We start from the raw sequence: 24,875 nt of genomic DNA, 5'->3' as shown, positions 1-24,875 counted from the left end.
GAAAACCATGCCTTCCAAAAAACCACTTCTATTAATTACCAATGATGACGGGATTTCCGCACCTGGAATCCAAGCTTTAATCAGTGTAATGACTCAAATTGGAAATGTGATCGTTGTTGCTCCAGATAAACCTCAGAGCGCGATGGGACACGCCATTACCATCAACAGCACTTTGTATTTGAATAAACTTTCGAAAGAGGGCGATGCGATCACACAATACAGCTGTTCTGGGACTCCAGTAGATTGTGTAAAAATGGCCACCAATGAAATCTTGAAACAAAAACCAGATTTATGTGTTTCAGGCATTAATCATGGATCCAACTCCTCCATTAATGTCATTTATTCTGGAACCATGAGTGCAGCCGTTGAAGCTGGAATCGAGGGTATTCCTGCCATTGGATTCTCGCTTTTGGATTATAATTGGGATGCTGATTTTTCTCCTATTTTGTCTTTCGTAAAAAAAATAGCCCTCGAAACCCTAGAGAAAGGACTTCCAGCAGGAGTTGTTTTGAATGTCAATTTTCCGAAACTAGAAGAAAATGACATCAAAGGCATTAAAATTTGTCGACAAGCCAAAGCACAATGGGTAGAGAAATTCGACAAAAGAAAAACACCTTTCGGAAAAGAATACTATTGGTTAAGTGGCGAATTCGTCAACCAAGATAAAGGAGAAGATACCGATGAATGGGCTTTAGAAAACGGCTATGTTTCTGTAGTTCCTGTTCAGTTTGATCTGACGGCACACCACACCATTCAACAACTCAACACTTGGAATTGGAATGAATAAAATCGATTTATTATATGGTTTCCTTGTTGGAATAGCAGCTTCGTTACTAGGCTCATTTTTGTTTATGACTTTTTTCACAGACTATGAATTTATTGAAGGCGTTCAAATACTAAAATCACAAGGCTATTTAGGTAAACTAATCACCGTTGGATCTTTATTGGATTTAATTGCATTTGGAATTTTATTAAAAACGAATAAAGACTTGATGGCTAGAGGAGTAGTTTTTTCCGTTATCATTTTAACGATAATCACCTTGTTTTGTATGTAGCCAAAAAAACAGCATTTTTTATGCAGACATAGCGCCAAAATAAATAAGTGTATTCTTATTTTACTCCCAAAAAAAAACTTTATTCTGTTCCTATTAAAAGAGAAATGAATTATTTGCTTTAATTTTATACTATATAATAATTTATGTTCAACTTAAACATTAAAAATATGAAAACTCTAATTTTGGCTAAATCATTAATAAAAAAAGGATTTGTTCTCGCTTTCCTTTTTGCGATCTCTTTGGTTTACTCTCAATCTACTCCCAAAAAGAATGACATCACGCCCATCGATTCTACTTATTTTGCTAAAGATCGACTAAAAGGAAAAGTTGTCATAATTACTGGCGCAGCAAGAGGGATTGGGCGAGCAACAGCCATTAGAGCTTCCAAAGAAGGGGCGTTAGTTGTAATCGCAGACTGGTTAGAAAAAGAAGGTAATGCGACTGCCAAAACGATTGAAGCCAATGGAGGAAAAGTATTATTTGTAAAAACAGATATTCGAAGTACAGAAGATTGTAAAAAATTGGTCAGTGAAACTATAAAAAAATTCGGAAAATTAGACGGAGCCGTTTTGAATGCTGGAGTAATGGACGGAATTCACTCTGGTGACCCATTAGATTATGACAAACAAACCGCTTTGCTTCCTGCAGCAGTTGATGCCGCTACGGACGAATATTGGGATTTCGTTTTTGATGTCAATGCTACTGGTACTTTCAAATCGATGCGTTCTGTATTGAAACAATTGCTTAAAGAAGGCAAAGGAGGATCAATAGTAACCGTTGGTTCTATTGCTGGGTTAACGGGTTTAGCAGGTAATCCAGCTTATGTTGCGAGTAAATATGCTGTAAACGGTTTGACTAAAAACGCCGCTATTGATTATGCACCTTATGGAATACGTGTAAACTCAGTAAACATGGCAGCTACGAAAACACCAATGACAGATAAAGCCTTTGAATTTGTAAAAGAAGTAAAAAAAAGAGGCATCACAGGAATGGGAGGTGCTAAAACAGAAAGTTTACTAATGCAAAATGACAGCAAACACAGAATGTCAACCCCATGGGAACAAGCTTCGGTAATTTTGTTTTTATTATCAGATGAAGCTTCTAATCTAACAGGAGGCACCTACGCAACAGACGGAGGATGGACTGCTTACTAACCTAAAAGTAAATGATGAAAAAAATTGGAATTCTTTTCCTATTCTTCTTTATAGGAGTAAATGTAACTTTTGCTCAAGAAAGTGGTAATTTTTTGGAAGGCGAAAACATTCAGTCTGTTGTCATAGAATTCAAAAATCCTTTGGATGACGATTTAAATCAAAAGAATTTAAAAGCAAAAATTGACCTGCTTTTTCCTGTTTATCCGCAAACTACAGTAAGAACCATTTTGTTGGATGCTTATACTGCCAAGGTAAAACAATTACCCGAAGTAGCTGATGCGTACTATGAAGTTAGGCCATCACTTACAGGAGATATCAGCGTCACCTTGAAAGTAACACTAAGCGACACTTTGAAAGACAAACCTTCAAAAAGCGGAGTTTTAGCCGGAGGAAAAGATTTCCCCTTGTTGTATATGGATAATAAATCTTTACTAACTACAAGATTTGCTTTGGCCGAAATGTTGTATTCTAACAATAACTCTTGGTACGGAAGAGATGATGCTATGCTACAAGGAAACCCACTTGTAGACGGCCCAGCCGGAAAAGGGTATACAGGTTGGTTTGAAGGCTGGGTTTCAGGAGGAATATACGGAATCACAACATTGTCGAATAAACGCAATATTTATTTATATGGAGGTGCTAGCGTCATTATGAGCGGAAGTGCTGGAAGGGAATTATTTACAGATGTTTCCAGAATACATACTGCTTTTGATGATGCTTATATTGGTTTTTTTGGTACTAAATCTTTTTCAAAAGGCAATCTATTTAGTTATAATTTTTCCGTTGGAAGGCAACAATTTACGATTGGCAACGGTTTCATCATTCGAAACACCGCTTCGAATGGTGGAAATAGAGCTGCATTACAACTCAATCCAAGATGGGCGGCAGATTATCTAGGATTAGCAACCATTAAGTACAACAATATAATGTTGCAAGTATTTCAAATCAATCCCGATGAATTACCCATTATCGACTCACGAACAGTGATAAATGGTTTCAATACGGAATATGGAATTAATTTGGGTCATAAAGTTGGTTTTACCTATCTGAATGTATCTAGATCAGATTTTGGTTATTATACACCTACGGGTGATGTTTTTAGACGCAATGGCCTTAATCTCTACAATATTCGTTATTTTAAAAATTTGACCCAAGGAAAGGCTGGGCTTTTAATTAAAACCGAATTGGCTCACGAAACCAATTCTAATTTCAAAATGTCTGCTTTTGCTGGCTATGGAGAAATAGGATGGAGTTTTGCCAAAGCCAAAGCGTCACCAACCTTCATGTATCGTTTTTCATATTTTTCTGGAGACGATCCCACTACTAAAACTTTCGAAAGATGGGATCCATTGTTGACTGGCGGAAATGGTGAAGATTGGGTTTTGGGTGCCAATCATTTTAAAATTGTACAAAACAGCAATTTGATTGCCCATAAAATTCAAGCTAGTTTAAGGGTTAGTAAAAAAGTGGAATTAGTACCTCAATATTTCTATTTTCAAGCGGCAAACAACAACAATGTAGGCGGAAATCCTGCATTAAGTTACATGCCACAAAAAGAATACGGACAAGAAGTTAATCTCACTTGGAAATATTTTCATTCTAGAAAATGGTATTTTCATGGACATTTTGCGCAAACAATTCCAGGTGCAGGGGTAAAAGAAGCATTAGGAGGTGATGCTAAATCTTGGTTTAGTGCTATGTTGTTTTTTAGATATTCTTTGAACTAAATTTATCTTAACCAGCATAAAATGTTTATTTGAATCCGTTATAACCAACAAGAGGCAAAGTGTTTTTATTACCTTTGCCTCTTATTTTTTGATTCCATTTTTTGAAGCAAAAAAATATAACGAAATTGGTCTGAAAAAAACTTAGAATCATCTAATTATGAAATACTACATTATTGCAGGAGAAGCCTCAGGAGATTTGCATGGATCCAACCTGATGAAATCTATTTTCCAAGAAGATCCAACGGCCGAAATTCGTTTTTGGGGCGGAGACTTAATGCAACAAGTAGGTGGCACCCTAGTAAAACACTACCGCGATTTAGCCTTTATGGGGTTTGCAGAAGTGGTTATGAACTTAAAAACCATTCTCAACAACATCAAAATATGCAAAACCGATATTTTGGCATTTCAACCGGATGTTATCGTATTTATTGATTATCCTGGTTTCAATTTGAGAATTGCTAAATGGTCAAGGAGCTTAGGATTCAAAAATCACTATTATATTTCACCACAAATTTGGGCTTGGAAAGAAAGCCGAATTAAGGAAATCAAGCGAGATATTGATAAAATGTATGTGATTCTTCCGTTTGAAAAAACCTTTTACGAAGACAAACATCATTTTCCAGTTTCGTTTGTAGGCCATCCTCTTATTGATGCTATTCAAGCGCATCCCGTAATTGATGATGCTGCTTTTAGAAAAGAGAATCAATTGAACGATTTGCCAATTATTGCTTTATTACCAGGAAGCCGTAAACAAGAAATCACCAAAATGCTGAGTGTTATGCTTAGTGTAGCCGAAGATTTCAAAGATTACCAATTTGTAATCGCTGGAGCGCCAAGTCAGGAGTATTCTTTTTACCAACAGTTCATTACTTCGGATAACATTAAATTTTTATCAAACAAAACCTATGATTTGTTACAACACGCTACTGCAGCTCTTGTGACTTCTGGAACAGCAACCCTCGAAACCGCATTGTTCAAAGTACCTGAAGTAGTTTGTTACAAAGGAAATTGGATTTCGTACCAAATTGCCAAAAGAATCATTACCTTAAAATACATTTCACTTGTCAACTTGATTATGGACAAAGAAGTAGTCACCGAGTTGATTCAAGACGATTGTACCACCCAACGCATAAAAACAGAATTACAAAAAATTCTAGATCCTGAGCATCGAAAAGTGGTGCAAGAAAACTATACTATACTTGAAAAAAAATTAGGAGGTAAAGGAGCAAGTAGTACCACTGCAAAATTAATTGTAACCGACATAAAAAAATAAAACAAACACTATTTCTTACTAAATTTGTATTTTAGTAGTATGAATGTGTTACAATTTCCACTTATTAAAATTACGGTTGGATTTATACTAGGCCTTATTGCGGCTTATTATATACCATTTTCTCTACCTTTTAGTCTCGCATTTGTTGTAATTGCAGTATTAAATTTACTTACGGCTTATTGGTTTGCAGTAAAAAAAAATATCCGCGGTCTATATTTTGAAGGTGCTACTTTATTACTATGTTTTGCGATTGGCATCGGTGTTCTAATCACACATACCGAAAGTAATCATAAAAACAATTACACCAACCATCCTGAAGTTTTTCAAAAAGCCAATTGGATTCAGGTTGCCGTAAGAGAAAGACTTAGAAGTTCTCCTCAAAATAATCGATACCTTGCGTTACTTCAAAGTATCAATGCAAAAAAAAGTAGTGGCAAAATCATTCTGACTATTGCTAAAAACAAAAACATTCAAGCCTTTGAAGTTGGACACCAATTGCGATTTAAAGCTCAATTGATACCCCCAGAAAAACCAAAAAACCCGAATCAATTTGATTATGCAACCTACTTAAGAAACAAACAAATTTACGCGCAAGTAGATCTAGATCCTGAAGCAATATCGTATCATAAAACACTTTTAAAAGACATTTGGTATTATACTTCAAAATTGAGGACTATCATTGTAACTCATTTAGAGAAAAGTGGCTTTGATAAAAAAGCATTGCCAGTAGCGATGGCATTACTAGTAGGCCAACAACAGGATATTGATCCCAACATTACAAAAGAGTACCAATATGCTGGTGCCGTACATATCCTTTCGGTTTCGGGATTACATATTGGATTTATTGTACTACTCATCAATTTTCTATTGCGTCCAATACCCAATACCTCAAAAGGTCGGTTTCTTAAGTTATCCCTTTCTTTAGTAAGCTTAGCGCTATTTGGTATTTTAGCAGGTCTTGCTCCTTCTGTAGTGCGATCTATTACGATGTTCTCGTTTGTAGCCATTGGTCAGTATTTAAGAAGAAGCAGTAATATCTATCACACCTTGGTGGTCTCAATATTTTTGATTTTATTGTTTCAACCTTATTTTTTATTCGATGTAGGGTTTCAATTAAGCTATGCGGCTTTGTTTTTTATCGTTTGGCTCCAACCTTTGCTGGCTAGCTATTGGACGCCAAAAAATAAAATACTAGAGTTTTTCTGGGATATTATTACGGTTTCTTTTGCCGCACAACTAGGAACATTACCGTTGAGTATTTATTATTTCCATCAATTCCCAGGCTTGTTTTTTGTGACCAATCTATTAGTGCTTCCGTTATTAAGTGTCATTATGTTACTTGGGGTAATAGTAATGATGATTGCGACATTTACAGCCATGCCCATTTGGTGTATCAAGCCATTAGAATGGGGCATTACCTTCATGAATGCAATAATTGGTTGGGTTGCTTCATTTGAAAGTTTCATTTTTACGAATATTCCGAGTACGTTTTATTTAACTTTAGCCTCTTATGGATTACTAATCGCGTTGGTTTTATGGTGGAAGAAAAACTCATTTACTAGACTCGTTTGCACTCTCTCTTCAATAATCATTCTTCAATTGGTTGTGCTAAAAAACAAGCTAGACTATGGCAATAGTAAAGAGTGGGTTGTGCTAAATACTTCAAAAAAAACAATTATTTGTCAACGAATAGGCAAAGAATTAGAAGTCATTTCGAATGACCTTACAAATGAAGAAATCCAAAAAAATACGGTTTTACAAAATTATGCAACAGCAACTTTCAGTAGCATTGAGAAAAGAAGCCCTTTAGAAAATTTCGCTTATTTTAACGGAAATCGCATTCTCATTTTAGACAGTAGCAGTGTCTATTTTCCAAATAAAGCAACCGATATTTTACTATTAACTGCCTCCCCAAAAGTAAATTTAGAGCGCATCATAAAAGATAATCGACCAAAGATGGTCGTAGCAGATGCTTCTAATTACAAATCATTGGTAACCTTATGGAAAACAACATGCATCAAACAAAATATCCCTTTTCACTCAACTCGTGAAAAGGGATATTTTAGGATCAAAGAGTAAAAAATCTAAAAATTATTTTTTCTTTTGAGGTAAAAAACCATTGGCAACAGCCAACCAAGCAGATGGTCCTCCAGCTACATAGCCTGTGCTTCCTAAGCCTTGAAAATTAGTTTTACCATTCTTTGTAACCCCTTTGGCAAAATGAATCGTGGGATAACCTTGAACTCCGAAGGCTTGTTGCAATTCCTCATTTTGCTTCCTAATCTCGGCAGTTTGGTATTGTTTTCTAGGATAATCAAGCTCTACTAAAACCACATTCTCTTTGGCCCATTTTGAAAATTCTGGCGTTTGCAATACTTCCTTTTGCAAACGAATACACCACCCACACCAGTCACTTCCTGTAAAAAATAACAAAAGAGGTTTATTCTCTTTATTCCCTACTGCAATGGCTTCGTTTACATTAGTGAACCATTTTAGTTCTTGCGCTTGTCCTTCGATTACACATAAGGTTAACAAAAGAAAAAATACTATTTTTTTCATATAGGTAAAATTTATTTGTTAGCGGTCATATTCGGTAGCGCCTTTTTCTTATCAGTGTCTGTTTGCAACAAACCTGTTTTTAATGGCGATTTCATATGATGCAATTTATTTTGACAAATGTATATAAAATTCTAATCTATAAATGACAGCTATTTTACTTCTTGCATTAATTTTCTAACCAATGGTGAAAGTAAAATCAAAACGACTCCAGCAATTAAAGCATAAATGGCCAATTGTAAATAACCATCCGCATAAACATTTAATTTTTCCAAATTACTTGCTTGTTCCGAAGCTTCGGCAATATTCGCACCTAAAATTCCAGCAAAATATTGACCGTAAGCACTAGCCAAGAACCACATTCCCATAATTACGGCTTGTGTTTTGGAAGGTGACAGCTTCGTCATTGCAGACATTCCGATAGGTGACAAACACAATTCACCCAAAGTGATTACAAACCATCCAAAAGTAAAGATACCTAAAGAAGTTCGTCCAAAACCATCAGCAAAAAATTTCGTATAATAGAACACCCAGAAGCCACCAGCTAAGAATAAAAAGGCAAGACCAAACTTAACCACTGTGTTGGGTTCAATCTTTCTTTTGTCTAACCAAAGCCAAACCAAGCCCACCAAAGCTGCAAAACCAATCACAAAAAAAGAATTCGCCGAATTGTTCACTCCGTTAGGACTCAAAACAACTCCTCCAATAGTATTATTCAAATTGTTTACAGCAAACAAACTTAAAGACCCTCCGCTTTGCTCGAAAAAAGCCCAAAAGAAAATGGAGAAAATAATGAAAATCAATGCTGCAAATAATTTTTTATTCTCCGCTAAAGTGAAGTTTTTCATTTCGTAAAGCAAATACAAAATAGAAGCGGGTCCGATACAAATCATAAAGTAATCAGTATAATGTGTATTGGCAACCATCACAATTATCAAAGGAATAACAAGTAATGATCCTACATAAGTTACTATTTCTAGTTGCTTGCGTTTAGAGACCATCATCTCTTTCAATGGAGAAAGACCAATTGGGCCTAAACTTTTTTGGGTTTGAGTAAAAGTCAACAAACTAATAATCATTACAATTGCTGCGAAACCAAAACCAACATTCCAACGCAAATGTTCCGGAACAATTGATTGCCACATGGATCCTTCGGCAACAGCGATACAAATGTAACCACCAATCAAAGCTCCTAGATTTACCCCCATATAAAAGAAAGAAAAACCAGCGTCACGTCTTGGATCACCTTCAGGGTACAACTGCCCGACCATTGATGAAATATTAGGCTTAAAAAAACCAGTTCCTACAATGGTAAAACCGAGACCAATGAAGAAAAAGTTTTTAGGATCTATTGACAAAATCACACTACCAATAATCATTAGAATACCACCCCAAAAAAGTGATTTTCGCAAACCTAAAATCTTATCAGCAAACAAGCCACCGATAAAAGTAAACGCATATACCCAAGCTTGAGTCGCTCCGTATTGCAAATTAGCTACGCGCTCATTCATTCCTAAATGACTCACCATAAAAACCACCAACATCCCGCGCATTCCATAAAAACAAAAGCGCTCCCACATTTCGCTAAAAAACAAATACCACAACTGTTTTGGGTATTTGCCTTTAAAATTCTGAATTTGTTCTAAGGTTAAATTTGATTCCATTTACTTGATTTAATTAATTCCTTTTTCTTTCATCACCTTATTCAATTCTTTTACTAAAGCGAACATCAGTAATGTTGCAAAAATTAAAAGACTAAAATTAATCCAGAAAAAGTTGGCTTTGTTTTCATAAGAATCCCACATACTGGCCAAAACGCCGCTTAATTTATTACCAATTGAAGTGGCCAAAAACCAACCACCCATCATTAATGAAGTAATGTTTTTTGGACTTAATTTTGAGACCACAGATAATCCCATCGGACTTAAGAATAATTCACCGATGGTAATGACTCCATAATTGGCCACCAACCACCATACGGAAACTTTTTCTGATCCATTATTCCCAATGTGAACCGCAGCCACCATAACCAAAACCGATAAAGCTGAGATCAACAGACCAAAAGCAATTTTGGTAGGTGTTGAGGGTTCTTTTTTTCTGCTACGCAAAAAAGTAAAAAACGCCACGACCAAAGGCGTCAAGAGAATGACCCAACCCGGATTAATCGATTGGCTCAAGTTTGCCGACCAAGTATAGATCTTACTGTCTTCTTTAGGCAATTTTTCTTTGGCTACATTTCTAAAATACAAAGGATAATCCACCACTTTGATGACTTTTCCGTCTTCTTTCTGAATTCTAAAAGCGGCATCGTACAAGGCAACGGAGTCCTTTTTATAGGTCAACGTGTCAGTAAGCACCAACTTTGAACCAATTTGTTGTGCCACACCTGTTAATTCTCTATCGGTATATTTGTCGCCCCAATTATTTAAAGCAGAACCATTCAATTTAAAAACCGCCCAAAACAAAATCACCACTGCAAAAATTGAAAGCAAAGCCCCAATAGGACGTTTATCTTCCACTTTAGCTTTAAAATAAAGACTTCCGTAAAAGAAAACAACAGGAATACAAGCAAATACAAAAGCATCGGTACTATCCGAACCAAAAATGGAACTGTCAAGATTAGTATCCGAAGTAATTCCTTTGATCAACCAACCAATTACTCCAAAAATCAACGAAGGCAATAAAATAAAAAGAACAATTTTATAAAAAGGCATATCGCCTTCTTGCACTCCTTTCTTTTCGGTTTTATCTCCATAATGTTTGGTACCTAACATAAAAACCAAAACACCAATAAACATCCCCACACCAGCAGCCATAAAAGCTTCTTGCCAGCCAAAGAGAATTTTTAGTGCCGCACCAAAGAAATTACAAATGAAAGCCCCAACATTGATTCCCATATAGAAAATGTTGTACCCTTCGTCTTTACGATCTTTAAATTGCTCATCATTGTAAAAGTTACCCAATAAAGTAGAAATATTAGGTTTAAAAAAACCATTCCCTACAATTACTAACGTCATCGCAGTGTACAACATTGGAATGCTGTGCACTCCCATAATCAAGTACCCCACTCCCATCATTAATCCACCAAGTATAATGGATTTTTTGTAACCCAAATAACGGTCCGCAATTAATCCACCAATAAAGGGAGTCAAGAACACCAAGGCGATAAACGTTCCGTACAAATCCGAAGCTTCTTTTTCGGTCATCGAGAAACCCGTTTCTACATCTTTCAGATAAAGCGTAAAAATTCCAATCATTAAATAATAACCGAAACGTTCCCACATTTCAGACAAAAACAAATAAGGCAAAGCTTTAGGATGATTCTTCCACATAAACAACTATATTAAAAAAACAAACCTACAAGAAATCTTGTAGGTTTAAAAAGAGTATAAATAAATTAACGAATACCGTGCATCATTTTTTTCAAAAATGGCGTCAACAAGAATAGAATAATTGCAGCCACACCAGTTGAAATAACGAATACCATAAAAAATTCAAATAAATTATGGATTTCAAAACCTGCGAAAACAGGATTATTTGGACTAATTTGATTGGTTTCTAAAAGTTGCAATTGCTCTGGAGTTGGAACCATCTTTTTATCCAAAATTGCTTGTAAATCGATTCCTAGCTCTTTAGCTTTAATAAACTTATCCCCAGTAGCAGGGAGAATAGAACCTAAGGTTCCAGCCAAAGCATATCCTGAAGCATTAGACAAAAAGAAAACGCCGTACAACAATGAAGAAAAACGTTTTGGAGACAATTTACCAACTAATGAAAGTCCAATTGGAGACAAACACAACTCAGCACAAGTATTGATTAAATACAAAAGAATTAACCATTTAATCGCCAACAATCCAGAAGTTCCTAAATCTTTTACTTGAGTAGCAATCATATAAAAACTAACTGCAATCAAAAACAAACCAATGGCTAATTTTACAGGAGAAATAGGTTCTTTATCATTTGCTCTTAATTTATCCCATAACATACTAAATGGAACTGCTAATGCCACCACGAACAATCCATTGAAAATTTGCACCATCGAAGCTGGCATTTGGAAGCCAAAGAAATTTCTATCCGTTTGGTAATCGGCAATGAACGTCAATGAAGAACCTGCTTGTTCAAAAGCTGCCCAGAAGAAGATGATGAAAAAAGAAATAATATAAATTACCAAAATACGGTCGCGTTCTATTTTGGTCAACGAACTATCCGATAAAATCAATCCCGCTAAAGTTATACCCGCAGCATAAATAATTGGATAAATAATCGTTTTTACAACATTGGTTCCATCTACAGAAAAATGAAACGCGAGAAACAAACCTACAAAAGCAACTACAGAAAGAGCTAAAGCTTTTGTTGAAAAAACAGCACTTTGAGCTTCCCCTTCTTCATAATCAGAAGATTCATTTTTAGAAGGCAATCCACCTAATGGTTTTCCTTCAGGAGAAACTACATATTTATCTTTTAGGAAATAAAACAAAATTGTACCAATGAACATCGCTGCTGCTGCTGCCAAGAATCCCCATTTGAAAGCATGAATATCTCTGATTCCGCCAGTATCTTTTACATCGCCCAAATAAGGACAAATAAACTGACCTAAAAAAGCCCCTAAATTAATTCCCATATAGAAAATAGTAAAAGCAGTATCCAATTTGCTTTTTTCTTGCTTTGGATACAAACTACCCACCATACTTGAAATATTTGGTTTAAAGAATCCGTTTCCGAAAACAATGATTCCCAATGCGCTATACATTAACGTAGTTGCCAATGATAAATTGGTTGGAAAAATACTTCCGCTAAAGAACAATAACAATTGCCCTACCGCCATCATTAATCCACCTAAAAGAATACAGTTTCTATTACCAAAAAAACGATCTGCAATAAAACCTCCCAACATCGGTGTTAAATAACACAATCCCAGAAAACCACCATATATTAAAGAAGCATCTTCTTCTTTCATTAATAATGAATTTACTAGGAACAGCACCAATAGGGTTCGCATTCCATAGAAATTGAATCGTTCCCACATTTCTGTCCCAAACAATACCCAAAGTCCTTTTGGATGTGCTGTTTTCTCTTGAGTTTCTACCATATTATTTTAGTTTAAATTAAATGATTTAGGTTAGTTATTATAAATTTTCAAGGATAAAGTTAGTCATTTTATTATAAAGTTGAATTCGGGTATAGCCCCCAAAAATTCCGTGGTTTTTGTCTGGATAAATTTGAGAATCAAACTGCTTATTGGCTTGAATTAAGGCTTCCATCATTTGCATTGAATTTTGAACATGCACATTATCATCCGCCGAACCGTGAATCAATAAATATTTTCCTTTCAATTTTTGAACATGGTTGATGGGTGAGTTATCATCGTAACCTGTAGGGTTTTCTTGAGGCGTTTGCATGTATCGCTCGGTATAAATACTGTCGTAAAAACGCCAATTGGTTACTGGTGCCACGGCAATTGCCATTTTGAAAACATCGCTTCCTTTCAAAATACAATTGGATGCCATAAATCCACCAAAGGACCAACCAAAAATTCCTATTCTTGATTTGTCTACAAACGAATAACTACCCAATACTTTGGCCGCATCAATTTGATCGATAACTTCGTACTTACCTAATTCTTTTTGCGTTACTTTTTTGAATGCTGCGCCTTTAAAACCAGTTCCTCTTCCGTCAACACAAGCCACAATGTAACCTTTTTGCGTAAGCGAGGCAAACCAATAATCATCGGCATTGTTCCAGTCATTATTGACTTGTTGTGAACCAGGTCCTGAATATTGGAACATAAAAACAGGATATTTTTTATTAGGGTCAAAATCTTTAGGTTTCATCATCCACATATTGAGTTCAATTCCTTTTTCTGTTTTCAAAACAGAAAACTCTTTTGTTGGCAAATTGAAGCTTTTCAAATTATTGGACAAAGTTTGATTGTTTTCAATCATTTGCAGCTGCTTTCCTGTTTTGGCTTCATTCAAAGTATAAATTGGAGGCTGCGTTGCGCTTGAAAATGTAGTAATAAAATATTGGAAATTTGGACTAAAAGTTGCTGCACTGGTTCCAGTTTGAGACGACAAGCGCAGTTTGTTCTTACCATCCAAACCAATGCGATAAATATCTCGATTGATAGAACCATTTTCTACCGATTGATAAAATATGGTATTGCTTTTTTCATCAAATCCATAATAATTGGTCACTTCCCAATTTCCTTTGGTTACTTGATTTTTTAATTTTCCTGTTTTATCATATAAGTAGATATGATTAAACCCATCTCTTTCGCTTGTCCAAATAAAACTATTGTCTTTTAGGAAGGTCAAGTTATCTGTAACATCGATATACGCTTTGTCTTTTTCGTTTACAACAACTTTGGCAGTGGCTGTATTTCCATCAATAAATAACAAATCTAAGTTGTCTTGATGACGATTCAATACTTGAGCTGACAAAACGTTGGCCTCGTTTGTCCATTTTAATCTTGCAATATAAAAATCAGAATAGTTACCTAAATTCACGTCTTTTTTAGCTTGAGACGCGACATCATAAATATGCAATGAGACCACTGCATTTTTTTCACCTGCTTTGGGATATTTAAAAGTCTCTACTTTTGGGTATAAGTCTTTATGAAAAATAGACATGGAGAATTCAGGAACTTCTGATTCGTCAAAACGGATAAAAGCAATTTTTTTGCTATCCGCACTCCAGTCAAACGCTTTTACAAAAGCAAATTCTTCTTCGTACACCCAGTCGGTAATTCCGTTGATGATACTGTTCTTTTTTCCGTCTGTAGTAATTGGGGTTATCGATTTGGAGGCAATGTCGTAAACAAACAAGTTATTGTCTTTTGCATAAGCTATCTTTTTACCATCTGGCGAAAAAGTAGGTTCTTGAACTGGAAAATCAAATAACTTGACTAATTGTTTAGAAGTTATGTTGTATAAAAAATAATTAGCTGTAAAGGAATGACGAAAAATGGGTTGTGTCGAATTGGCAATTAGCATTAGTTTTTCGTCGTCGCTAAAGCTATAGCTATCAATTCCGTTTGATAGTTGAGGAAAGTCTTTAGTATCAATTAAAGTGGCTACTTTTTTTAATGTAGCATAATCGTACCAGTCAATTTGTGCGCTTCCGCTTGCTCTATTTGCATTCAAAACAGTATATTGGTTGGTGTTTTTCATGGCTTGTAAAGCATCCATTCCTTTGGTTCTAAAAGCACCGGTAAAGATCGATTCAACGGTTACCTTTTGTTGTCCAAAAACAGAACAAACGCCAACAAAAAAAAACAATGCCAATTTTCCTAATTTCATAAAAGTAAAATTTAAATGTTATCGTAGTAAAACATGATTTTATTTGAAATCACTACTGCTAATTATAGTAAAACTCGAACTGGATTAGGTGTGTTTTTTGTCATAGCTACAATAATGGAATAAAAACAAAAAACAGCACTAAATTAAGTTATGTGTAAAACGATGTCAATTTTAATAAAAAAATTACAATAATCGGTCATGAAATGTGTTAAAACTTACCAATCTCACATACCAACCCAAAAGCTAAGATTACAAGAAGTAATGGTTTTAAAAAAAAGCAAAACCGTATATTTGCCTGCAGAAACAATAATCAGCTGAAAATGAACAACACCATTGCAGGATTTTCAAAATTATCCAAAGAAGAAAAAATACATTGGATAGCCAACCACTATTTTTCTACTCCTACAGAAGCAATTGATTTATTAAAAAAATACTGGAATTCTGATGCTACTTTACAACAATTGCATGACGAATTCATCGAAAATACGATTACCAACTTTTATATTCCACTTGGTGTTGCACCAAATTTTTTAATCAATGGAAAATACAGCACTATTCCAATGGCCATCGAAGAAAGTTCGGTTGTTGCAGCCGCAGCAAAATCGGCTAAATTTTGGGCCACAAGAGGCGGATTTAAAACCACGATAATAAACACCGAAAAAATTGGTCAAGTTCATTTTTTATATACTGGAGATAAAGACAAATTGACCGTTTTTTTCAACCAAACAAAAACTACTTTCTTTTCTGAAACCGATGCGTTAACCAAAAACATGAGACAACGCGGTGGCGGAATTTTAAATATCGAGTTGAAAGACAAAACCGAATTGATTCCCAATTACTATCAATTGCATGCTACCTTCGAAACAAAAGACAGTATGGGCGCAAATTTCATCAATTCTTGCTTAGAACAATTTGCCAAAACATTGAAAGAACAAGCACAAACTTTTGACGCGTTTACTTCTGACGAAAAAGAAATCGAAGTAATTATGAGTATTCTTTCCAATTATGTTCCAAATTGTTTGGTTCGAGCAGAAGTTTCTTGTCCCATAGAAGATTTAGCTGAAAAACATATTCCAGACCCAGAAGTGTTTGCCCAACGATTTGTGCAAGCCGTTCGCATAGCCGAGGTAGAACCCTATCGTGCCGTTACACACAACAAAGGCATCATGAACGGAATCGATGCAGTAGTTTTAGCAACAGGAAATGACTTTAGAGCAGTAGAAGCTGGAATACATGCCTTTGCTTCTAAAAATGGCCAATACAGTAGCTTATCTCATGCCGAAATAGAAAACGGACAATTTAAATTTTGGTTAGAAATTCCACTAGCGTTAGGCACGGTAGGCGGATTAACCTCCTTACATCCGTTGGTAAAATTATGCCTTGAAATGCTAGAAAAGCCTTCCGCTCAAGAATTAATGCAATTAGTAGCCGTAGCTGGACTTGCACAAAATTTTGCAGCACTGCGTTCTTTAACGACCACCGGCATTCAAGAAGGACACATGAAAATGCATTTAAACAATATTTTAAATCAATTTATGGTAAATGAAGAAGAACGTCTTGCCATCAAAAAACATTTCAAAAACCATACTATTTCGCACAGTGCCGTTGTGAGCTACATAGAAGAATTAAGAAAATAAAAAACAACAATTTATTTTACGCATGAAGCAGACTTTTTACAGCAACGGAAAACTGTTACTTACTGGTGAATACCTGGTTTTGGATGGCGCCAATGCCTTAGCACTTCCCACCAAAATGGGGCAAAACCTACAAGTTGTTCCTCAGGAAAAACCAACTATCTCATGGAAAAGTTTTGATGCCAATGGCACCATTTGGTTTGAAGACGAACTAGAGCTGGAAGCCATTATTACTCACAAAGAAACCACAGATTCCTCGGTAAAAAACACTTTGTTGACTATTTTACATCATGCACAGTTGCTACAACCCAATGCCTTTCAAAAAACAACTGGATATAAGATTGAAACCACACTCACTTTTCCAAAAAAATGGGGATTGGGAACTTCATCTACTTTGATTAACAATTTGGCGCAATGGCTAAATATAGATGCTTTTGAATTGCTCAACAACAGTTTCGGTGGAAGCGGTTATGATATTGCATGTGCGCAACATAATACCCCTATTTTCTATCGCTTGGAACATCAAAAACCCATCGTTACACCCTTGGTGTTTCAACCAGAATTTGCCTCGAATTTGTATTTTGTATATCTGAACCAAAAACAAAGTAGTAAAGCAGCAATTGCAGCTTACTACAACAACAAAAATCAAAGTTTACAAGAGGATATTGTTGCTATTAATAAACTAACCTATGCTGCAGCCAATGCTAAAAGCATCAAATCATTTGCTAACGCACTACAACTACACGAAAATAAAATGAGCACCATTTTAGAATTACTAACCGTACAAGAAGCGCTTTTTCCAGATTTTGATGGCGTAATAAAAAGCTTAGGCGCTTGGGGTGGTGATTTTGTTTTGGCTATTTCTATTGACGACCCAACAGATTATTTTGCCGAGAAAGGCTACACAACAATCATTCCTTACAAAGAGATGGTTTTAGGGGCTTAAAATTACTCAAATAGGATTTTAGAAAATCAATCATCAAAAAATAAAATTTTTTACAAATAAAAAAGCCAGATACAAATCAATGCATCTGGCTTTTTTTATAAAATATAACAACTAGTTTTTGTCTAGAAACTAAATTGTTTTCTATTGTCTTCAATTGTAGCAGAAGCTTTCAACGCTGGAATCACTCTGTTACTATCTCCACTATTTTGTGCTTTCAATTTAGTTACATAAGCTGCGTGACTTTTCAATGTTGGCGCTTTTACTGTGCTTATATTTTTCACTACATAAACCCCAGTATTTCCTTCAATTGGAGCAGACATTTTATTAGCAGCCAAAGCTAATGCATTACCAACCACTTTAGCTTCTTGACCAACTCCACCTGGAAGTACAGCATTTTCTAATGTCAAACCTGCGGCTTGTTGTATAGGTGCACCGACTGTTTTTGAGATAGCTTCTAATGAACTTCCTGTCATTTTAGCTTTAATCATTTCAGCTTTTTTCTTATTCTTAAGAATTGGCTCTACATAAGGTCTTGCCAAAGATACAGCTACTAAACCTGAATTATCAATGCTTTTCACTTTAGCAATCACGTGACCTACATTAGCTACTTCAAAACGTTTGATGGAACCCACTTTTGAATCTTCTTCAAAAGCCCATCTAACAATAGCTCTTTGATTTCCTAATGAACCAAAATTCTCATCCATTGCTTTAGCTGTAACCAATGGAGCAACTGTTAATTTCATGTCTTTGGCTAACTTATCAAAATCTTTTTCTGCTGCTTCCATTTCAAATTGTGTCGCTTGAGCAAACAATTTATCAGAGGTTGCATCAGAAGCTTCGATACGTTGTGCCACTGTAGCTAAACGAATTCCGTCTTGTTTATCCGTAATTTTGATAATGTGAAAACCAAAAGGAGTTTCTACTAATCCTATTTTTCCAATTCCGTTATTGAAAACAAAATCATTAAACGGCTTTACCATTGCATTTGGACCAAAATACCCCAAATCACCTCCTTGTTGTGCCGATGAATCATCCGAAGCCGTAAAAGCCAACATCAAGAAGCTATCTGGATTTGCAGTAACTTGAGCCAAGATAGACTCCGCTTTAGCTTTAGCCTCTTCTTTGGTTCTTACTTCTTTTTTATTAGGTACTTGAGTTCCTTCGTAGCTAATTAAAATATGACTTGCTTTTGCATTTACCCCTGATTTAAAACCTAAAGATTTAGACAAACAGTAGTAGTTACCAAACTTGTAAGGTCCATAAACAGCACCTGATGGCAAGCTAAACAAACGATCAGCATCTACCGCAGGTAAATCTTTTTTGGCAATATAGGTAGAATCGTAAGGAACGTCAGAATTTGCATTCACAAAGTCAATCGCATTTTTAGCATTTTTAAACCCTGGAACCGTATCATTTTTTCCAGTTGCTTGATTATAAACAACACTTCCAGACAACAAGCTTGTGATTTTATTTTTAACTTCAGCTTCGTCTTGAGCTGAGGCTTTATCTTCAATCAATACATAAGAAATTTCACGAGACTCATCAGCCTTAAATTTCTTTTTGTTCTTGCTCATGTACTCAGTAATTTCAGCATCAGTAACTTTTACATCACTGTCCTTAATAGTAGAATATAAACCAGCTACATAAGCAAAGTTTACTTTATTAGCTTCTGCTTCGTATTTATACTTACCTTCAGCGTCTGTAGTGTAAAGACCTGATTTCACAAGTGTGTTGTAAATTTGATACTTAGCGTTGATTTCAGCATCTTTCTCTCTGTCTTTCAAAAATTGTGCTTGTTCTGGATTTGACTTGAAAAAATCTTTAAATTTAGCTAAGTCAAATAGTCCAGCGGCGTTCAAAAACATTGGGTTTTTACCGATATTTTGATCTGCTTTTAACACTTCAATAATGTGTTTTTCACCAACACGCAATCCTAATTTTTCGAACTCAGAAGTCAACAAAGCCAATGTAACTTCTTGTTCCCAAACTCTGTTAGCGGCATCCGTTGGAGTAATTCCTTGACCGCTTTTTTCAAGATTACTTACTTTAAGTCTGAAATCTTCAAAAGCAATATCTTTATCATTAATACTTCCAACATCTTTTGTGTTTTGACCAAGGCCACCTTTTCCAATAAGATCTTGTATGATAAATGCAAACAATGCAATTGCGATTGCTGCAATCAATAAAGCGGAACGTTGTCTAATTTTTGCTAAAACTGCCATTTCTATTGTTGTTAATTTTTATATTCAGTTTGCGAAAATACAATTATCTAGTTAATAATAACAATTGGAGTGTTTTATTTTAGAAGTTTTTTTTAAGTTTTAAAAAAAAAATGCGTTTGCAGTTATTTTAACGAACACCGTCTTGTTTTTAAAACCGCTTCTATAGAAAAAATATTTTCAATGGTTTGCTCTACCCTTTTTGAGACAAAAAACTATTGATTCGAATTGCGATCTTCGAAACGTTTAGAATATTTAGCTCTAAAGAAGAACATAAAAACAGCCACTGCTGCTATTCCAAAACTAAGCCAAGGACCTTGTGTTGGCTCATTCCATTTGGTTATGCCATCGTAAACAAAAAACAAGGCAAAAGCCAAATAAGCGTAAGAAGTAAATTTTAAATATTTCATTATATATCGATTTTATTTATTGGCTTCAACTTCGCCAGAGATTTTTTGAGAATTTATCACTTTAAAGTCTTTACTAAAATCTATCCCTTGACCAGTAGAGGACCCTTTTGGGCTGGTAAAAGTAAAACGGCGTTCGGTATAAAACCATTCGTTTTTTTGATCAAAGTACAATTGCTCTGTTTCCAAAACCTGACCATCTTGTGTCGTAATTTTTACTTTTCCTTGCAAATCAATTATACCTGTCGATTTATAAGAAATGGCATAATTAGACCTTACAAAGGTTTGCTTTCCTTTAGCATCATACAGGGTTACATCGATTCCTTTTGGAAATTCTGTAAAAGGAAAATCTACTACCGAATAATCTAACATCTTAGAACTAATCAAAATAGCAGAAATTCTACCCGAGTCGGTATACTTTACATTGATTGAATCAGCTTCACCAGTTGGATTAAACTCGGAAAGATTTATTTTTTGTAATTCTTTAAAATTACTTTCACAAGAAACTAAACTCCAAAGTAGAGTCGTTAACAGCAAAGCAGCAAAATAATGTTTTAAGGAAAAAACCATTGAATTGAATTAAACACTACTTTCTAGTAGAATTTTCTTTTAACAAACCATTTGTCGTTCAAAGAGAAACTTACACTTGCATTGAAATAATTTTCTTGAATTAAGCCAGCAGCTGTAGTTCCTTTTATCCCATACTCCAATCCAATATTAAAATTAGAATACGATCCTAGTGACGGCAAACCAAAACCTATAGTCACTGATTTGTCAACAATATTTTGATTTTGAACCATCAAACCTGTTTTTTCGAAACGAAATCCACCTCTATACACGATTCGTTTTGCATAGCTAGTAAAAGAATTGTAATTAGGGATATAATATCCACCTAAACTGTAGCGGCTGTATTTATTGAAAGTCACACCGGTTACATTGTTGTAATTGTTTGCCAAGTTCCCTGCTTCTCTCATAGCTACTTCTGCTCCTACCATCCATTTTCTAGATTCTCCAAAACCTAACCCTAACGTCAGCTTACTTGGTAATACTAATTTTTTAGCAGTATTAACTTCATCAAAACCTTCTGGATCAATATCATAAGTTCCATCATAATCCACTGTAGAAATAGTTCTAGTATTTTCAGAAGTTAAATTGCCTTTGAAAGTATAATTCACACTAGAATACAGATTTACTTTCGGAGTAATTTTTGCTTGATACATAGCGCCTAAGTTAAAATTGAGTCCAGAAACATACGCCACATTAGTTTCTCTTGTTCCAACTGGCACATCGGTAATGTATTCTAAATTATCGGTTTCAATTTTTCCAAAATTATATTGCACATCAGCACCAAGACTAAAGTTTTTGGTCACTTTATAACCGCTACCAAAAAAAACTTTATTCACGCCTCCAGTTCCTTCTAAGCGTTTGTTATTTTTAGAACCATCAGCACTTATGGATTGTATTTTGTACCCCACTGAAGAATAAGGAAGCAATCCAAATCCTATACCCGCTTTACCAATCGGAATAGCAACTGCCATATAATCCAATGTGGTTCTTTTAGCGGTTGCATTATTCACATCATCTTTAAGTGTTTTTGTACCATAAGTACCTCCCATAGTTAGCGTCGTGTTTTTTAAACTAGCATAACTTGCTGGATTTTCAACATTTATATGAATACTATCTTGTTCAACTGCCACGCCTCCCATAGATCGATTCTCCAACATTCCTCTAAATCTGATGTCTCCAATTCCGTAATAAGAGTAAGGGGAAGAAGTACCTTGTTGAGCCAAGGATACTAATGAAAAAAGCAAACAAGATGCTATAAAGATTTTTTTAATCATTGTTGATTGTATATTGAAATGTTTGATTCAAACTCTCTAAAAGGAAATTTGAATTGGCAAATATGGTATTTTTTAATCGCATCGCCAAAAAATCTGCATCGCCCCCCGTTAAAATTATTATAAATTTTGAATACTTTGCTTTGAACTCGTCTATAAAACCGTCAATTTCATAAGCCAACCCGTTTACAACACCCGAATGAATCGAATCTACAGTAGAATTACCAATGAAAAATGCTGGTTCACAACTAGTCAACAATGGCAATCTAGCCGTATAATTATGTAACGATTGATAACGCAATCGAATCCCAGGGGAAATAGCCCCTCCTAAATAATGATCATTCGCATCGATACAATCGTAAGTTACACAAGTTCCCGCATCTATTACCAATCTATTTTGACCCGGAAACCGAAGTGTGGCTCCAGCCGCCAAAACCATGCGATCTATTCCGAGTGTAGTGGGCGTTGCATATTTATTTATAAACGGAAAAGCATCCTTATGGGATACAAAATGAACTTTCAACCTAGATTCAAAAGCTAAAAAGAGCTCTCTTTCTACATTTCCAACCGAAGAAACGACCAAATACTTAAGATTTGGAAATTTTTTTAAAATAATTTCAATTTTTTTTTGAAGCATTTCAACTTCAAAAACCAAAAATTCAATTAGAGTATACTGCTCAAATACAGCACCTTTAATGCGAGTATTACCAATGTCGACTGTCAAAACCATACTTTTACTTTAATAAAAGCGAAGGTACGAATAGATTTTTTTTAAAAATTGTTTTGGATAAATTAAAAATGGTTCTATATTTGCACCCGCAATCAACAAGCACTACCGCTTAAAATTGTAAAGGTACCTTAGCTCAGATGGTAGAGCAATGGACTGAAAATCCATGTGTCCCTGGTTCGATCCCTGGAGGTACCACGAAACCCGAATAGCAATATTCGGGTTTTTTGTTTTTATACCTTTCCAAAAAAAATTTAAATTCATTAAAATATAGCACAAAAAAAAAGCTTCTCGTAATGAGAAGCTTTTTTTAAAGTGCGGATAATAGGACTCGAACCTACACGCCTTGCGGCACCAGATCCTAAGTCTGGCACGTCTACCAATTTCGCCATATCCGCGTTTGTGGGTGCAAATATAAGCATAAGTTCGTATTTTCAAAGTAATATTTACAAAAAATTTCTATTCTATTTTTTGTACTTTTGAAAAGCTAAAATTAAACATCCAAATGGAAAATAGAAATAGTTACGTTCAGCAACATAAAGAACGCTTTATCAATGAATTAGTAGAATTATTAAAAATTCCTTCCGTAAGTGCTGACACCGCTTTCTCGCAAGATGTGTTAGATACTGCCGAAGCCGTAAAAATCAGTTTAGAAAAAGCAGGTTGCGATTTTGTTGAGATTTGTGAAACCGCAGGTTATCCGATTGTTTATGGTGAAAAGATCATAGATCCTAGTTTACCAACCGTTTTGGTGTACGGCCACTACGACGTGCAACCCGCTGATCCTGTTGAATTATGGACTTCTCCTCCTTTCGAACCCGTAATCAAACCTACGGCTATTCACCCAGATGGCGCTATTTTTGCTCGTGGTGCCTGCGATGACAAAGGCCAAATGTACATGCACGTAAAAGCTTTTGAATATATGATTCAAAGCAATACGTTACCTTGTAATGTAAAATTCATGATTGAGGGCGAAGAAGAAGTAGGCAGCGTAAACCTAAAAACATTTGTAGAAAACAATACCGAGAAATTAAAAAACGATGTGATTTTAATTTCGGATACAGGAATGATTTCTAATCAGCAACCATCTATCACCACAGGATTACGTGGATTGAGTTATGTAGAAGTAGAAGTGACTGGTCCGAACCGCGATTTACATTCCGGGTTATACGGTGGCGCAGTTGCCAACCCAATCAATATCTTATCTAAAATGATTGCTTCGCTTCACGACGAAAACAATCATATCACCATTCCAGGTTTCTATGACAATGTCGAAGAATTATCTCTGGAAGAAAGAGCTGAAATGGGCAAAGCACCTTTTAGCTTAGAAAACTATAAAAAAGCACTCGACATTAATGATGTCTATGGCGAAAAAGGCTACACCACGAATGAGCGTAATTCTATCCGACCAACACTCGATGTGAATGGAATCTGGGGAGGTTATACTGGAGAGGGAGCCAAAACAGTCATTGCCAGCAAAGCCTATGCGAAAATTTCGATGCGCTTAGTGCCTAATCAAGATTGGGAAGTGATTACCGATTTGTTCACGAAACATTTCATTAGTATTGCTCCAGCCGGCGTAAGCGTAGTGGTTAAACCTCATCACGGTGGTCAAGGTTATGTAACTCCTATCGACAGCATTGGTTATCAAGCCGCGAATAAAGCCTATACGGAAACTTTTGGCGTTCCAGCCATTCCAGTTCGTTCTGGAGGTAGTATTCCAATTGTAGCCTTGTTTGAGAAAGAATTGAAAAGCAAAACGATCCTGATGGGATTTGGTTTAGACTCCGATGCGATTCATTCACCAAACGAACATTTTGGAATTTTCAATTACCTCAAAGGAATCGAAACTATTCCACTTTTCTATAAATATTTTGTAGAGTTAAGCAAATAAACACTCTTTTTACATAAACATCCGCTCCTTCTTACTTGATTGAGCGGATTTTTTTTTGGGCGTAACCCGCAGAAAAAGCGGGTCGGGTCATCCGCTATATCTTTTTGGGGCCACGCCGAAAAAGCGCGTCCCCAAAAAGGATGCCGC

Annotated in this window: 19 protein-coding genes and 2 tRNA genes; 10 read left to right on the top strand and 11 right to left on the bottom strand. The window is 35.5% G+C overall.

What is annotated here, in order from left to right:
* The first annotated feature begins 7 nt into the window (after positions 1–7).
* The 6 genes from surE to FLB_RS08590 all read left to right on the top strand — a co-directional run bounded on the left by surE (position 8) and on the right by FLB_RS08590 (position 7,288).
* Entirely contained in the window at positions 8–787 is a 780-nt protein-coding gene (surE, locus tag FLB_RS08615) for a 5'/3'-nucleotidase SurE (RefSeq protein ID WP_064715614.1), read from the top strand.
* Positions 780–1,055, top strand: coding sequence for a hypothetical protein (locus FLB_RS08610; RefSeq protein ID WP_064715543.1), 276 nt, complete (start codon positions 780–782; stop codon positions 1,053–1,055). Before surE ends, FLB_RS08610 begins: the two co-directional genes overlap by 8 nt.
* Before the next feature lie 167 nt (positions 1,056–1,222).
* Positions 1,223–2,209, top strand: coding sequence for an SDR family NAD(P)-dependent oxidoreductase (locus tag FLB_RS08605; RefSeq protein ID WP_082923256.1), 987 nt, complete (start codon positions 1,223–1,225; stop codon positions 2,207–2,209).
* 11 nt (positions 2,210–2,220) lie between these two features.
* Positions 2,221–3,936, top strand: coding sequence for a hypothetical protein (locus FLB_RS08600; protein ID WP_157490586.1), 1,716 nt, complete (start codon positions 2,221–2,223; stop codon positions 3,934–3,936).
* Positions 3,937–4,093: 157 nt separating this feature from the next.
* A complete protein-coding gene (gene lpxB / locus FLB_RS08595; RefSeq protein ID WP_064715541.1) occupies positions 4,094–5,209 on the top strand; it encodes a lipid-A-disaccharide synthase in 1,116 nt (371 codons plus the stop codon).
* Between the two features lie 39 nt (positions 5,210–5,248).
* The gene (locus FLB_RS08590) at positions 5,249–7,288 is read left to right on the top strand and encodes a ComEC/Rec2 family competence protein (protein WP_064715540.1); all 2,040 of its coding nucleotides are present in this window, start codon (positions 5,249–5,251) and stop codon (positions 7,286–7,288) included.
* Positions 7,289–7,300: 12 nt separating this feature from the next.
* Here FLB_RS08590 and FLB_RS08585 read toward each other — a convergent pair whose 3' ends face one another.
* From FLB_RS08585 to FLB_RS08565, 5 genes are all read right to left on the bottom strand, one after another.
* On the bottom strand, positions 7,301–7,768 hold the full coding sequence (locus FLB_RS08585) for a thioredoxin family protein (protein ID WP_064715539.1): 468 nt from the start codon (positions 7,766–7,768) through the stop codon (positions 7,301–7,303).
* Between the two features lie 149 nt (positions 7,769–7,917).
* Positions 7,918–9,429: a peptide MFS transporter gene (locus FLB_RS08580; protein ID WP_064715538.1), complete on the bottom strand. Its 1,512-nt coding sequence runs from the start codon at positions 9,427–9,429 to the stop codon at positions 7,918–7,920.
* 9 nt (positions 9,430–9,438) lie between these two features.
* A complete protein-coding gene (locus FLB_RS08575; RefSeq protein WP_064715537.1) occupies positions 9,439–11,097 on the bottom strand; it encodes a peptide MFS transporter in 1,659 nt (552 codons plus the stop codon).
* A 65-nt stretch (positions 11,098–11,162) separates the two neighbouring features.
* Positions 11,163–12,854 carry a peptide MFS transporter gene (locus tag FLB_RS08570; protein WP_064715536.1) on the bottom strand — a complete coding sequence of 564 codons (1,692 nt, stop codon included), beginning with the start codon at positions 12,852–12,854 and terminating at the stop codon, positions 11,163–11,165.
* Between the two features lie 37 nt (positions 12,855–12,891).
* Entirely contained in the window at positions 12,892–15,063 is a 2,172-nt protein-coding gene (locus FLB_RS08565) for a S9 family peptidase (RefSeq protein WP_064715535.1), read from the bottom strand.
* Between the two features lie 320 nt (positions 15,064–15,383).
* Here FLB_RS08565 and FLB_RS08560 point away from each other — a divergent pair, with 320 nt between their 5' ends.
* Positions 15,384–16,700, top strand: coding sequence for a hydroxymethylglutaryl-CoA reductase, degradative (locus tag FLB_RS08560; protein WP_064715534.1), 1,317 nt, complete (start codon positions 15,384–15,386; stop codon positions 16,698–16,700).
* Between the two features lie 22 nt (positions 16,701–16,722).
* A complete protein-coding gene (locus FLB_RS08555) occupies positions 16,723–17,643 on the top strand; it encodes a GYDIA family GHMP kinase (protein WP_064715533.1) in 921 nt (306 codons plus the stop codon).
* 122 nt (positions 17,644–17,765) lie between these two features.
* Here FLB_RS08555 and FLB_RS08550 read toward each other — a convergent pair whose 3' ends face one another.
* The 5 genes from FLB_RS08550 to FLB_RS08530 all read right to left on the bottom strand — a co-directional run bounded on the left by FLB_RS08550 (position 17,766) and on the right by FLB_RS08530 (position 22,837).
* Positions 17,766–19,865 carry a peptidylprolyl isomerase gene (locus tag FLB_RS08550; RefSeq protein WP_064715532.1) on the bottom strand — a complete coding sequence of 700 codons (2,100 nt, stop codon included), beginning with the start codon at positions 19,863–19,865 and terminating at the stop codon, positions 17,766–17,768.
* Positions 19,866–20,077: 212 nt separating this feature from the next.
* A complete protein-coding gene (locus tag FLB_RS08545) occupies positions 20,078–20,272 on the bottom strand; it encodes a hypothetical protein (RefSeq protein WP_064715531.1) in 195 nt (64 codons plus the stop codon).
* Positions 20,273–20,284: 12 nt separating this feature from the next.
* Positions 20,285–20,839 carry an LPS export ABC transporter periplasmic protein LptC gene (gene lptC / locus FLB_RS08540; protein WP_064715530.1) on the bottom strand — a complete coding sequence of 185 codons (555 nt, stop codon included), beginning with the start codon at positions 20,837–20,839 and terminating at the stop codon, positions 20,285–20,287.
* 23 nt (positions 20,840–20,862) lie between these two features.
* Positions 20,863–22,110, bottom strand: a complete 1,248-nt coding sequence (locus FLB_RS08535; RefSeq protein WP_064715529.1) for a hypothetical protein — start codon at positions 22,108–22,110, stop codon at positions 20,863–20,865.
* Positions 22,103–22,837, bottom strand: coding sequence for a type III pantothenate kinase (locus FLB_RS08530; protein WP_064715528.1), 735 nt, complete (start codon positions 22,835–22,837; stop codon positions 22,103–22,105). The genes FLB_RS08535 and FLB_RS08530 overlap by 8 nt, the downstream gene beginning before the upstream one ends.
* Before the next feature lie 122 nt (positions 22,838–22,959).
* On the opposite strand from FLB_RS08530, the gene FLB_RS08525 reads away from it, so the two are divergent.
* Positions 22,960–23,032: transfer RNA gene (locus FLB_RS08525), tRNA-Phe, on the top strand.
* A gap of 118 nt (positions 23,033–23,150) precedes the next feature.
* Here FLB_RS08525 and FLB_RS08520 read toward each other — a convergent pair.
* A tRNA-Leu gene (locus tag FLB_RS08520) sits at positions 23,151–23,232 on the bottom strand.
* Between the two features lie 107 nt (positions 23,233–23,339).
* On the opposite strand from FLB_RS08520, the gene FLB_RS08515 reads away from it, so the two are divergent.
* Entirely contained in the window at positions 23,340–24,728 is a 1,389-nt protein-coding gene (locus tag FLB_RS08515; protein WP_064715527.1) for a dipeptidase, read from the top strand.
* The last annotated feature ends 147 nt before the right edge of the window (positions 24,729–24,875 follow it).

The sequence above is a fragment of the Flavobacterium succinicans genome, from assembly GCF_001662485.1.
Taxonomy (GTDB): domain Bacteria; phylum Bacteroidota; class Bacteroidia; order Flavobacteriales; family Flavobacteriaceae; genus Flavobacterium; species Flavobacterium succinicans_A.
Note: the sequence above shows the minus strand (reverse complement) of the source record. Positions and strands in the feature narration are given on the sequence as shown.